General features: G+C 35.2%; 13 protein-coding genes. All 13 read right to left on the reverse strand.

Annotated features, from left to right (window positions below; genetic code table 11):
* Positions 1-12: 12 nt before the first annotated feature.
* The 13 genes from dut to rimP all read right to left on the reverse strand — a co-directional run bounded on the left by dut (position 13) and on the right by rimP (position 13,230).
* The gene (gene dut, locus AC4PID_RS17765; protein ID WP_492133328.1) at positions 13-444 is read right to left on the reverse strand and encodes a dUTP diphosphatase; all 432 of its coding nucleotides are present in this window, start codon (positions 442-444) and stop codon (positions 13-15) included.
* A gap of 27 nt (positions 445-471) precedes the next feature.
* Positions 472-1,752 carry a M16 family metallopeptidase gene (locus AC4PID_RS17770; RefSeq protein WP_492133329.1) on the reverse strand — a complete coding sequence of 427 codons (1,281 nt, stop codon included), beginning with the start codon at positions 1,750-1,752 and terminating at the stop codon, positions 472-474.
* A 98-nt stretch (positions 1,753-1,850) separates the two neighbouring features.
* The gene (gene pnp / locus AC4PID_RS17775) at positions 1,851-3,980 is read right to left on the reverse strand and encodes a polyribonucleotide nucleotidyltransferase (RefSeq protein ID WP_492133330.1); all 2,130 of its coding nucleotides are present in this window, start codon (positions 3,978-3,980) and stop codon (positions 1,851-1,853) included.
* 322 nt (positions 3,981-4,302) lie between these two features.
* A complete protein-coding gene (gene rpsO / locus AC4PID_RS17780) occupies positions 4,303-4,569 on the reverse strand; it encodes a 30S ribosomal protein S15 (protein ID WP_492133331.1) in 267 nt (88 codons plus the stop codon).
* Between the two features lie 119 nt (positions 4,570-4,688).
* Complete coding sequence (locus AC4PID_RS17785) at positions 4,689-5,621, reverse strand: bifunctional riboflavin kinase/FAD synthetase (protein WP_492133332.1); 933 nt, start codon at positions 5,619-5,621, stop codon at positions 4,689-4,691.
* Positions 5,622-5,659: 38 nt separating this feature from the next.
* On the reverse strand, positions 5,660-6,550 hold the full coding sequence (gene truB, locus AC4PID_RS17790; protein WP_492133333.1) for a tRNA pseudouridine(55) synthase TruB: 891 nt from the start codon (positions 6,548-6,550) through the stop codon (positions 5,660-5,662).
* An 11-nt stretch (positions 6,551-6,561) separates the two neighbouring features.
* Positions 6,562-7,533, reverse strand: coding sequence for a DHH family phosphoesterase (locus tag AC4PID_RS17795; RefSeq protein ID WP_492133334.1), 972 nt, complete (start codon positions 7,531-7,533; stop codon positions 6,562-6,564).
* A gap of 1 nt (position 7,534) precedes the next feature.
* A complete protein-coding gene (rbfA, locus tag AC4PID_RS17800) occupies positions 7,535-7,918 on the reverse strand; it encodes a 30S ribosome-binding factor RbfA (protein WP_492133335.1) in 384 nt (127 codons plus the stop codon).
* A 26-nt stretch (positions 7,919-7,944) separates the two neighbouring features.
* Positions 7,945-11,088, reverse strand: coding sequence for a translation initiation factor IF-2 (gene infB / locus AC4PID_RS17805; protein WP_492133336.1), 3,144 nt, complete (start codon positions 11,086-11,088; stop codon positions 7,945-7,947).
* Positions 11,089-11,103: 15 nt separating this feature from the next.
* The gene (locus tag AC4PID_RS17810; protein WP_492133337.1) at positions 11,104-11,406 is read right to left on the reverse strand and encodes a L7Ae/L30e/S12e/Gadd45 family ribosomal protein; all 303 of its coding nucleotides are present in this window, start codon (positions 11,404-11,406) and stop codon (positions 11,104-11,106) included.
* Positions 11,399-11,668 carry an RNase P modulator RnpM gene (gene rnpM / locus AC4PID_RS17815; RefSeq protein ID WP_492135400.1) on the reverse strand — a complete coding sequence of 90 codons (270 nt, stop codon included), beginning with the start codon at positions 11,666-11,668 and terminating at the stop codon, positions 11,399-11,401. The genes AC4PID_RS17810 and rnpM overlap by 8 nt, the downstream gene beginning before the upstream one ends.
* Positions 11,665-12,750 carry a transcription termination factor NusA gene (gene nusA / locus AC4PID_RS17820; protein ID WP_492133338.1) on the reverse strand — a complete coding sequence of 362 codons (1,086 nt, stop codon included), beginning with the start codon at positions 12,748-12,750 and terminating at the stop codon, positions 11,665-11,667. Before nusA ends, rnpM begins: the two co-directional genes overlap by 4 nt.
* Before the next feature lie 12 nt (positions 12,751-12,762).
* Positions 12,763-13,230, reverse strand: coding sequence for a ribosome maturation factor RimP (rimP, locus tag AC4PID_RS17825; RefSeq protein WP_492133339.1), 468 nt, complete (start codon positions 13,228-13,230; stop codon positions 12,763-12,765).
* Positions 13,231-13,282 lie beyond the last annotated feature (52 nt).

The raw sequence follows: 13,282 nt of genomic DNA on the forward strand, positions 1-13,282 counted from the left end.
ATATCACCTCGTTTATACGCCAGTTGAACCGAAGCCGCCTTCACCTCTGTGTGTTTCATCTATCGCTTCAGTTTGTTCCCAATCAATTTTTTCATACTTTGTTATAATTAATTGTGCTACTCGATCTCCTTTAACAATAGTAAAACTAGAATCACTAAGGTTTATTACGGGAATTTTTAACTCACCTCTATAATCACTATCAATCGTACCAACGCAATTTACTAAAGTAATTCCATTTTTTATCGAAAGACCGCTTCTCGCTCTTACTTGGCCTTCAAAACCAAAAGGTATTTCAACAAACAATCCAGTCGGTACAAGTTGTCTTTCCATTGGTGCTAATGTTATTGGTTCATCGTTATTAGCAAGTAAATCCATACCAGAAGCACCATGCGTTTTATACTCTGGAAGTGGATTGCCTGATTGATTCACAATACGAATTTTCATATTTCCCCCTAGAAATTCTTTTATAGTTTAATTTGAAATTGTACGAATAAAATCGTCGTAGAGCATCTCAATTTCACTTTTTTCTACATCACCAACGACAGCCATAGCAATTGTTGATGGAGTTAAACACATTTTAATTAACTCATTGACACCGTTGATACTAATATGATTGATTTTATCCAGCATATCATCGATGGTTTTTTCTTTATGAGCAAATAACTCAATACGACCGATTAGGTCCATTAGATTTTCACTACCTTCGAGATTTAAGAAAAAACTTCCCCTTAAATGACTTTGAGCGTGTTTAAATTCCTCATTTGAAACTAAATTTTTTCTTATTTCAACGATTTCATTTGCGATAATTTCCATGGTTTCAGAAAGGTTTTCTTTAGAAACACCAAAACCAATCGTCATCGTACCAAGCGCATCATAAAAATTAGGTTCTGAGTATATAGAATACGTCAGACCGCGATCCTCGCGAATCGACTGAAATAATTTTGAGCTGTTAGTTCCACCGAGTACATTATTGAGAATCATCATTTCATAGCTCAACACGTGATCAAATTCAATACCAGGAAAATTAATCGCAACTTGGACCTGTTCAAAATCCTTCTTTTTAACAATAAGTCCGCCATTAAATTTTGGATCTTCAAGTTTGTGAATTTCACTTGTCTGACGTCTAACAATTTGCCCGAATGATTCTTCAATCAGTTGAATTAACTCATCCTCATCAAAATAACCCGTTACAGAAATCACCATATTGTCTGGTCTATAAAACTTTTCAAAATAGCCGATAATGTCTTTCCTAGTAAATGATGAAACGGTTTGTTTTGTACCTAGTATAGGGTAAGACAACGGATGCCCCTTAAAAGTAATCTCATTCAAAACATCGACAACCACTTCTTCTGCTGCGTCTTCGTACATATTGATTTCATCAATAATAACTGTTTTTTCAGTTTCTATATGTTCATCGTTAAATGTCGAATTGCAGATCATATCTGATAACACATCAATTGCTATCGGTAAATCTGTACTTAACGTCTTAGTGTAGTAACAGGTACATTCCTTTGCAGTAAATGCATTTAGTTCCCCACCAATTCCATCAATTATGTGCGCAATATCTCTAGCACTTCTTTTCGAAGTTCCCTTGAATAACATATGCTCTATAAAATGCGAAAGACCGTTTTCTTTTATAGCTTCATAAGACGAGCCGGTTTTAACCCAAACACCGACAGATACCGATTGATAGCCATCTAATTTTTCAAATACAATCGTTAATCCATTTTCTAATTGTAACCTTTTGTGCAAATCACACCTCTTATATTATAACACATACATATCAAACCCTAGGTATTAAATACCTAGGGTTCGTTATCCTTCACATTAATTTGTGATTCATCATTTACCTATTTATTGTCTTCTAGTAAAACTTTTCTTGAAACGTTAATTCTACCTTGATCATCAATTTCGATGATTTTAACGGTCACTTCATCGCCGATGTTAACAACATCTTCAACCTTAGCAACTCGTTTATTGTCAAGTTGAGAAATGTGGCAAAGACCTTCTTTACCATGACCTAATTCAACAAATGCACCGAACTTAAGAATTCTAGTTACTTTACCCGTATAAACTTGACCTACTTCAGGTACTTTTACAATACCTTGGATTTCAGCAAGTGCTTTTTCACCACTAATACCATCATTAGCTGTAATTAATACAGCACCAGTATCTTCGATATCAATTTTAACGTTGTAAGTAGAAGTAATTCTTGTAATCACTTTTCCACCAGGTCCAATAACATCTCTAATCTTATCTGGATCAATTTTGATTTGGAAGACTCTAGGTGCATATTGCGACATTTCTGCTCTTGGTGCATTGATGACTGCATTCATCTTTTCAAGAATATGAAGTCTGCCAGTTCTAGCTTGCTCCATAGCTCTTTCAAGAAGTTCTCTATTTAAGCCATCTACTTTAATATCCATTTGAAGTGCTGTAATACCATCTTTTGTACCAGCAACTTTAAAGTCCATATCGCCAAGTGCATCTTCCATACCTTGAATGTCACTTAAGATTTCAATTTTACCATCTTCTTGAATAAGACCCATAGCTATACCTGCAACTGAATCTTTAATTGGTACACCAGCATCGAGAAGTGATAATGTGCTACCACAAATACTTGCTTGAGAACTTGATCCATTACATGTAACAACCTCTGATACCAAACGAATCGTATATGGGAAATCAGCTTCTGAAGGGATTACAGGCAATAAAGCTCTTTCACCTAAAGCACCGTGACCAACTGCACGTCTATTAACTCTACTCATACCAACTTCACCTACTGAAAAAGGAGGGAAATTGTAATGGTGCATATAACGTTTTGTATCTTCAAGATCTAAACCATCGATTCTTTGCATTTCGCCTAGAGCACCTAAAGTTGTAATTGTAAGTGCTTGAGTTAAACCTCTTGTAAATAAACCTGATCCATGTGTCCTTGGTAATAAACCAACTTCACAAGAGATCGGTCTGATTTCAGTAGGAATACGACCATCAGGTCTTACACCTTCATGAATAATCATTTTTCTCATAGTTGTTTTTTCGATTGCTTTGAATTGACCTTTTAGGTAATCCGCACTATCAGGATAGGATTCAGAAAAGTGCTCAATAAGCTCAATTTCTAAATCTTCCAAGGCAGCATTTCTATCATGCTTGTCTGTAATTCTTACCAATTGATTCATTTTATCAGATAAGAATGCAACGATCGCATCTTGGAATTCAGTATCCACTTCTGGTAATACGATTTCAAACTTTTCTTTACCAATTTCAGCAGCTATTTTATTAATAAATCTGCAAATTTCCTTAATTGCATCATGACCATACATAATTGCACCAAGCATGATGTCTTCAGGAAGAATATCTGCGCCCGCTTCAACCATTACTACTGCTTCCTCAGTACCAGCAACGACTAAATTAAGTTTAGATTTTTCTTTTTGTTCTACAGTTGGGTTGATTACATATTCTCCATCAACATAGCCTACTGTAACCGCACCCGCTGGGCCATCAAAAGGAATGTCAGAAATGCCAAGTGCAATAGAAGCACCGTTCATCGCTACAGTATCAGGAGAACAGTCTTGATCTACTGATAATACAGTTGCAACTACTTGTACCTCATTTTTAAGGCCATCTGGGAATAAAGGTCTAATTGGTCTATCAATTAGTCTAGACGTAAGAATTGCTCTTTCAGATGGTCTACCTTCTCTTTTAATAAAACCACCAGGAATCTTTCCTACAGAATATAATTTTTCTTCAAACTCAACTGTCAATGGGAAAAAGTCAATTCCAGCTTTTGGTTTTCTAGAAGCGACTGCAGTAACCAATACAACAGTTTCTCCATATGATATTAAAGCTGAACCATTAGCAAGATTTGCTACTTTACCGATTTCTACTTTAAAGGGTCTTCCAGCTATTGTCGTTTCAAATGTTTTTACTTCTTTTATTTTGTCGCCACCTACAGCTTGGCAACCATTATTTTGACTCATAAGGCCTCCTATTTTTTTTAATCACCTTACGGAATTTATCCTACTTATTTCAAGTCAACACTCTATAAAAAGCATTCACTTCAAATAAGTAGGATTTTAAGATAAATTCCACTTAGTGTATGATTAAGTCTACTATATTATACTAAATATCTCCTTAAATATAAAGAGATATTTATCTGCCGGGACTTGTCTTGTCCACTTTTCGGCATTGGAAATTCAAGTTTTCATCGAATTACAGCTTCTGAAACCTCTAGTGACATATGAACTATTGATACCTAAGAATGAAATAGAGCTTGACATCCGTCAAGCTCTATCATTAAACTTATTTTCTTAAGCCAAGTTCTTTAATTAATTCTCTGTACTTGTCAAGATTGTTGTTCTTTAAGTAGTTAAGAAGACTTCTTCTTTTACCAACCATTTTTAAAAGACCTCTTCTAGAGTGGTGATCTTTTTTATGAACTGATAAATGCTCATTTAACTCGTTGATTCTTGAAGTTAAAATAGCGATTTGAACTTCTGGAGAACCAGTGTCAGTTGGATGTGTTTTGAATTTCTCAATTACTTCAAATTTTTTGTCTTTTGAAATCATAGTTTCCTCCTAAATTAATATATAATATGCCTTCAGCCTAGTAAATCGGTGGAGTGCCGGTTAACAACGCCGAGGTAAACAACAAACGTATTATATCACTTGTAACTACTAAAGTAAAGCTATTTATCTAAACCAAAATAAGCTTTCGTATTCTTTAAATCCCTGTTCATTGCATCGATTAAGTCATCCAAGTTATTAAACTTCAGTTCATCTCTAAGTCGCTTTAAAAAATGAACTTCAATGATCTCGTCATACAATGGACGATCAACACCTAGAATATAAGTCTCTAAATGAATCCCAGTTTGTTCAAACGTTGGGTTAAATCCAACGTTTGTTACAGAAGGATAAGTCTCACCTTTAAGTACTGTTTTGCTAACATAAACACCTGGCTTAATTGTGCTGATATTATCTTTAATTCTTAGATTAGCTGTTGGAAATCCGAGCTTGTGTCCCACACCTTTTCCTTTGACCACAGTCCCTTTTATAAAATGCTCACGCCCTAAATAGTAATTGGCTTCTTCAATTTTACCGTCAGACAATAGTTCTCTTATTAGAGAAGATGAAACACGAACATTGTTTCGCATAATCGGTTGTACAATATGGTAGGTATATCCATATTTTTTAGAAAGAGCTATGAGCAAATCGGTATCGCCTTTGGCAAATTTTCCAAATTTATAATCATAACCAACGGTTAAATGCTTCATATTTAATTTTTTAATTAGAATTTCTGATACAAATTCTTCAGGATCATAATTGGTTTGTTCTTTATCAAATTTTATTAAAGACAAGTAATCAATATCAAATCTAGTAAAAATCTGAACTTTCTCATCAATATCCATAATTTTAGAAGGTACACTATCTGGAGATATAACCTCTTTAGGATGATTAGAAAAAGTATAAACAAAAGTCTTAAGCCCTTCTTCTCTTGCTACTTTTTTCATTTCATTCAATACTTCAGCATGACCGATATGTAACCCGTCAAAGGTACCAAGTGCAACTGAAGTAGGTTCAATACCAATATCAATTTGTTCAATTTCAAAATATATTTTCATTATTTCACCCTATTAAATTTCACCTATGAACATGAAGCCTATACTTTCATGTTTTTCTTGAGTATTAGTTTCTGCGCCTCTGCTTCCCCAATTCCCCAGAAAACATCATCTATAAAAATTCTATAAAAGCCATCTTCAAGATCTAGACTAAGTCTATTGTTCAAATCCAGTTTAACGCCATTATTTAGTAGTTCAATCATCTTTGGGTTACCAATTAATTCGACTTTTGGCATAAATGACAAAGCGGTTTCAATATCAACTAATGAAATGATTGCAGACTCTGCAGTTACCGTATCTATAGAGATGGCATCATCTAAAGAAAAAGGTTCTGATAGCGTGCGTCTGAGACTTGTCATATGTCCAAAGGTACCCAATTTTATCCCTATGTCGTGACAAAGGGTTCTAATATAGGTTCCTTTAGAACAAGTAACGTCAAATGATATTGTATGATGTCTGACTTCTAAATTTTCTATAGAATAAATGGTTCTCTTTCTAGACTCTCGTTCGACAACAATCCCTTTTCGAGCAAGATCTACTAGTTTTTCACCACCGACTTTTAAAGCACTGTACATCGGTGGTACTTGATCAATTTCACCAATAAACGAAAGGACAACTTCTTTGATAATCGAAGTATCTGGAAACTCACCATTGAACGATTCCGTAACAGTGCCCCAAACATCTTGAGTATCAGTTGCGCTACCAAGTTGCATTTCACAAGAATAAGCTTTGCGTCTTTCAGTTAAATAATCGACCAGCTTAGTTGCTCTACCAATGCAAATAGGCAATACACCTGTTGCCATCGGATCCAAGGTTCCAGTGTGGCCTATTTTTTTTGTATTTAATCGTTTCCTCATAATTGCAACCACATCATGCGATGTCATATTTTGAGGTTTGTCGATGACGATTACGCCATTAATATCATTTGACAATTTAAAGCTCCTTATATCACTTTTAAAAGTGCTTCAACCACTTTTTCTTCAATTAAATCAATACTAGCATCCATCTTAAATCCAGCAGCTTTTGTATGTCCGCCACCATGGAAAAGCATGGCTACTTCGCTAACATCCACATTGTGTTTAGATCGCATGGATACTTTATGAGCCACTCCACCTAAATGACGAATAAAAACTACAACTTCAATGCCTTTAATATCTCTAACGAATTCGACGATTCCGTCTGTGTCATATTCACTTAAATTTAAGCTGTTAATTAATTCTTGAGATAACTTAACAACAGCAATTTTATGATTACCATATAAATCAAGCGTCTCAAATACTTTGTTTAGTAGAAGAACCTTTTCATAAGATTTATTTTGAAAGATTTCTACATTTAAGCGATTGAAATCAAACCCAGTTTGAATCAATTCGCTACAAGCAGTAAAGGTTTCACTTCGGGTATTTGTGTATCTAAAACTTCCCGTATCTGTAACGATTGCAGCATATAATCCTTGCCCTGCTGTCGCGTTAATTGGACATTCAAAAGTCTTCATAAGTTGGTAAACGATCTCGCCTGTTGAAGATGCTGCCACCTCGACTATATTCAACCCTGCATACATTGAATTCGTTTTATGATGATCGATACAAACGGTTTTACCTGATGCTTTAAAGGCTTCATAGCGATCTTCAAATAATTTTGTTTCTCCAGCATCTACCGCAATACTTAGTTCAAAATTGATGTCTTCAACCTCACTAAGCTGATAACACTTTACCTCTTCGTCAAATAGGAAGGATAAATTAGAAGGTATATCGTCATTTAAGACGATATACCCCCTTTTGTTAAAATGTTTCACCATATAGTATACGCCGATACACGATCCCAACGTATCACCATCTGGCATATTATGCGGTAGAATCAATACATTATGAATTGCTGGATCTTCTAAAAGAGCTTTTAATTCATAAATTGATTCCATATTACTCCTCTTCTTCCTCAGATGACTCATCTGAATCGTGTTTAATATCGAGTTTACCTAATATATCATTGATATGCATGCCGTGCTCAATTGAGTGATCCGGCTTAAATATCGGCTCCGGCGTATAGTGCAACTTGAGTTGCTTACCAATTTCCTTACGAATAAAGCCTTTCGCACTGTTCAAACCATCAATTTGTGTTTCGACGTTGTGTTTCGGATCGAAAACACTAATATAGATTGTTGCATATCTTAAATCATTGGTTACATCTACGTGAGTGACCGATGATAGGTTTGAAACTCTTGGATCTTTAATTTCAAACATCATAATATGACTCACAATTTTTTTTATTTCTTCAGATATTTTTTTTGTTCTTGAAATGGACATAACGTCACCTTCCTTACTTAGCGAAGTTATCTTTTAACTTCTTCCATGATGAATGCTTCGATTTCGTCAAGTTCTTTTAAGTCATTGAATTTCTCAATACCGATACCACATTCATAGCCTTGTGCAACTTCTTTGACGTCGTCTTTAAAGCGTTTTAACGAACTGATTTTACCTTCGTTTATAACGATACCTTCTCTAATAACTCGAACTTGAGCGTTTCTAGTTACTTTACCCGAAGTTACATAACCACCGGCAATAACACCTGAAGGAATTTTGAATGTTGCTCTAACTTGAATTCTACCAAGAATTACTTCTTTGTAAAGTGGGTCGAGCATACCCTTCATAGCAGTCTCAACATCGTTAATCGCGTTATAAATAATTTGGTAAGTTCTAATATCAACGCCTTCGTTATCAGCAGTTGTTGAAACAATTGCAGAAGGTCTTACGTTAAAGCCAATAATGATTGCGCTCGATGCAGAAGCAAGAATAACATCTGATTCTGAAATCGCACCAACATCAGCTCTAATAATGTTCACTCTAACTTCATCATTAGATAATTTCAACAACGATTGCTTAATCGCCTCAACTGAACCGTGAACATCCGCTTTTATGATGATATTTAAATCTTTTATACCACCATCTTTAATTCTCGAGAATAAATCTTCAAGAGTAACACCTTTATTTTTATTAAGTGTTTTTTCTCTGAATGCTAACGCATGGCGATCCGCAATTGTTCTTGCAGTTTTTTCATCTGGTGTTACATAGATTTTTTCACCTGCTTGTGGAATTTCACTTAAACCATCTATTTCTATAGCTGAAGATGGACCAACTTGTTTAACTTTCTTACCTTTATCATTATACATCGCCTTGATTCTACCAGAAGTCGTCCCAGCGACTATCATGTCACCAACACTCATCGTACCATTTTCAACAATGATAGACGCAACCGTACCTCTGCCTTTAACCACTTTAGCTTCAATAACCGTACCCACACCAGCACGTTTCGGATTCGCTTTTAACTCTAATACCTCAGAAACTAAAAGTACCATTTCTAACAGAGTATCAAGACCTTCGCCTGTTTTAGCTGAAACTGGAACAGCGATGACATCTCCGCCCCACTCTTCAATTACGACGCCTCTTTCAGAAAGTTCTTGTTTAACTCTATCAGGGTTAGCTCCCGGTTTATCCATTTTGTTGATTGCAACGATAATAGGAACATTAGCAGCTTTACTATGGTCAATCGCTTCTATCGTCTGCGGCATTACACCATCATCAGCAGCAACAACTAAAATCGCAACGTCTGTTACCTTAGCACCACGTGCACGTAGTGACGTAAACGCTTCATGACCTGGGGTATCTAAAAATACAATTTTTTCACCTCTGTGAACGATCTCAGAAGCACCGATATGTTGCGTGATACCACCTGCTTCACCACTAGCAACACCTGTATTTCTAATCGCATCAAGTAATGAAGTTTTACCGTGGTCAACGTGTCCCATAACGGTAACAACAGGTGCTCTTTTAACAAGATCTGTCGCTTCGTCTGGCGTATCTAAATCAAAGATTTCAAATTGATTTTCTTCTTCGATTACTTCTTGCTCAATAACGATACCGTAATCAATTGCAAGCGCTTCAGCAGATGCAAAATCTAGTAACTGATTTAAAGTTGCCATTTTACCCAATGCCATTAACTTCATAATCACATCAGTTGAAGGTTTATTGATGATTTCAGCAAATTGCTTTACTGTCATCTCTTCAGGAACATAAACAATATCTTGAGTCAATTGCTCATTGATTTTTGTTGTTCTTTCTTTCTCAGACTTTTCTTTGTAAATTACACCTTTTTGTTTTTTCTTCTTACCAAAGTCGAATTGTCTTCTGTTATCTGTATCCGTAACACTAAGTTCTTCTTTTAATAATTTTTTAGTTTTCTTTGATTTTGATTCTAATTTATCTGTATCAAAGGTAACAACAATTTTATCTTTCTTTGGCTTTCTTTTCTTTGGTGTTTTTTCTGCAATTTCAGTTTCAGCAAAAGTAGGTTTTGTATTATCCGTTTTTCTACCTTGTCCTGGTGTATAGTCTTTATCCTTGTTAAAACCACCACCATAAGATTTTGGTTTATTATAACCACCTTGTGAACGGTTTGGATCATATGGTTTCCCATCAGCGCCTGTTCTTGGTTTATTATAGCCACCTCTATTTTCATAGTTTGGTCTTGAACCATCATTTGGGCGATTAGGATCATAAGGCCTTTTTTCATAAGGTCTATTATTACCAGTGCCATCGTTATCACGTGGTTTTCTATCTCTATAGTCTTTGTTATAAGGTGGTTTTTGACCATCTTTATTATAAGGAGGTCTTTGACCATCTCTGTTATATTGCGGTCTTTCACCATTATTCTCACGATTGTAAGGTCTTTGGTTGTCTCTGTTGTACTGAGGTCTCTCACCATTGTTATCACGATTATATGGTCTTTGGTTGTCTCTGTTGTACTGAGGTCTTTCACCATTATTATCGCGATTGTATGGTTTTTGATTGTCTCTATTGTACTGAGGTCTCTCACCATCTTTGTTTTCGTCGCGATTATAAGGTTTTTGATAATTATTTCTTTGATTATCATTATTAGTACGGTTTGTATTATCGCGATTTTCATAATTTCTGTTGTTATTGTTATATGGCTTTCTTTCGCCAGTGTTATTATTGTAGTTTCCGCTACCAGTTGTATTTCTATTATTGTTATAGTTGTTGTTTCTATTGCGATTGTCATAATTACGGTTATCACCGCTTCTGTTATCGTTGCTACGATTATCGCCACTTCTATTATCGTTATTTCTATTGTCATAGCTCTTATTTTGACGGCGATTTTCTTCTTCACGAATTTCTTTTGTTCTATCGTAAATAATTTTATGATGTTTTTCTGGCTTAGCTTGATCTTGTGACTTGTTCTCAGCTGAAGCTTGTGGTTTTTCCTGTGTGTTTTTAACAGATTCTGTCTTGTCTACAGAAGCACTCTTCATAAATCTCCCTTTTAACTTACTAATTTCTTGATCTTCCAAAGTACTCATATGGTTTTTAACATCTAAACCCATTTCATGAGCTTTGTCGATCAGATCTTTGTTTGCAATATTCAACTCTTTTGCGAGTTCATGGATTCTGGTCTTTGACATTGCTTCACCTCCGGTTTATAGAGCGTCAATTTTTTCAATTAAAGCTCGTGAGAATTTTTTGTTTGTTACACCGAACAATCCATAATTGTCTTTACCAATTGCATTTGATAAAGTTGTTTTGTCTGAGATAACTCTATAAGCGACACCTTCGGATTCACACAACGTGATTATCTTGCTTTTTGTCGATTCATTTAAATCAGTAGCAATAATCAGTAATGAAATTTTTTTGCGTTTTATTCCCTGTTCGCAAAGTGTCTCGCCTGGTACTAACTGCCCAGCTTTCCTTGCGAATCCTAAAAGTGATAAAACATTACTCATGTTCACTTAACCTTTCCTTAAGCTTTTCGAACACCTCATCTTCAATCTTTGTTTCTAGTGCGCGATTGAAAGCATTCTTCTTAATAGCAAGATCAAAGCAAGCTTTGTCATTACAGATATAAGCGCCTCTTCCATTAGCTTTTCCTGTAAAATCGACAGATACTTCGTTCTCATTATTTTTAACAACCCTGATCAATTCTTTCTTTGGCTTTTGCGCACCACAAGCGATACATTTTCTCATGGGTATCTTTTTCATATTTATTCTTCATCTCCATATACTTCTTCATACTCGCCAATTTCTTTCAAGTAAGCTTTGTATTGAGTTTCATTTTTGATATCGATTTTCCAACCTGTTAATTTAGCAGCTAATCTTGCATTTTGACCTTCTTTACCAATTGCAAGCGATAACTGGTAATCTGGAACGACTACTAAAGCTGAATTGTCATCTTCATCAACCTCTACTCTCATAACCTTCGCAGGGCTTAATGCGTTTGAAATAAGAATAGCTGGATTTTCATTCCATTCGATAACATCAATTTTCTCACCTTGTAATTCATCGACGATGTTTTGAACACGATGTCCCTTTTGTCCTACACAAGATCCAACAGGATCAAGATCAGGATTTGGTGCATATACTGCAATTTTAGTTCTAGAACCCGGTTCTCTAGATATGCCTTTAATTTCTACTTCACCATCAAAAATTTCTGGAACTTCTAGTTCAAAAAGACGTTTAACTAAAGCTGGGTGTGTTCTCGAAACATATATTTGTGGGCCTTTAGTTGAGTTTTTAACCTCAGTAATAACCGTCTTAATTCTTTCACCCTGAATATATGCTTCGTTAGGAATTTGCTCGTTTGGTTGCATAATTGCTTCAGTTCTTCCTAAGCTAATGTATACGATACCTTTAGAAACTCTGTGGATGACACCATTTACGATTTCGCTCTCTCTACTTGAATACTCATCGTAAATTACACCTCTTTCAGCTTCACGTATTTTTTGAACAACTACTTGCTTAGCAGATTGAGCAGCAATTCTTCCAAAATCTTTTGGCGTTACTTTCTCTTTAACAACATCGCCATTTTCAAAATTTGGATCGATTTTTTTGGCATCTTCAAGAGAAATTTGTGTAATGTCATCAATGACTTCATCAGCTACAATTCTTACAGAATAAACGTTGAATTCACCATTTTCACGATTGATTTCAACTTCAACATTGTGCGAAGCACTAAAGTTATTTTTATAAGCTTTGACAACTGCATCTTCTATGACATCAAATAGCATATCAATTGCTAATCCTTTTTCCTTCTCAAGTTGCTCTAAAGCAAGCAATAATTCTGTTTTCACCGGTTATCCCTCCTATTCAAATTCAACGACAATTTTCGTTAATGATACTTTGCTTTTTGGTATCTCGATTTTACCCATTTTTTCATGCTCGATCACAATATGATCGTCAATTAGGCCAACCAACTTACCGTTTAAGACCTTTTGTCCTTCAAAAGCTTGAAATAACTTGAGTTGAACTTCTCTACCAACAAATTTTTCAAATTCTTTTTCCTTTTTAAGAACACGCTCAACGCCAGGAGAGGAAATCTCAAGGAAATACTGTTCTTCAATAGGATCAAGTGCATCCAATTTTGAATTTAAAAACTGACTCACCATTTGACAATCATCTAAAGTTACTGGTTCTTCTTTATCAATGGTAACTCTTAAATATCTGTAAGGACCTTCCTTAACAAACTCAATATCAACGATTTCCATATTATTTGTCGCTACAAACGGGGTCAGAATTTCTTCGACGACATCTACAACTCTTCTTTTTTTCATTTTACGCACCTACTTTCAATTCTATGTAGTCTATATTCAGCGATAGTGATTA

The organism is Fusibacter sp. QWL-12 (assembly GCF_058683495.1).

Coding starts and splice junctions, on each gene's coding strand:
- dut (WP_492133328.1), bottom strand. CDS start 444: ATGAAAATTCGTATTGTGAATCAATCAGGCAATCCACTTCCAGAGTAT.
- pnp (WP_492133330.1), bottom strand. CDS start 3,980: ATGAGTCAAAATAATGGTTGCCAAGCTGTAGGTGGCGACAAAATAAAA.
- rpsO (WP_492133331.1), bottom strand. CDS start 4,569: ATGATTTCAAAAGACAAAAAATTTGAAGTAATTGAGAAATTCAAAACA.
- AC4PID_RS17785 (WP_492133332.1), bottom strand. CDS start 5,621: ATGAAAATATATTTTGAAATTGAACAAATTGATATTGGTATTGAACCT.
- AC4PID_RS17795 (WP_492133334.1), bottom strand. CDS start 7,533: ATGGAATCAATTTATGAATTAAAAGCTCTTTTAGAAGATCCAGCAATT.
- rbfA (WP_492133335.1), bottom strand. CDS start 7,918: ATGTCCATTTCAAGAACAAAAAAAATATCTGAAGAAATAAAAAAAATT.
- infB (WP_492133336.1), bottom strand. CDS start 11,088: ATGTCAAAGACCAGAATCCATGAACTCGCAAAAGAGTTGAATATTGCA.
- AC4PID_RS17810 (WP_492133337.1), bottom strand. CDS start 11,406: ATGAGTAATGTTTTATCACTTTTAGGATTCGCAAGGAAAGCTGGGCAG.
- rimP (WP_492133339.1), bottom strand. CDS start 13,230: ATGAAAAAAAGAAGAGTTGTAGATGTCGTCGAAGAAATTCTGACCCCG.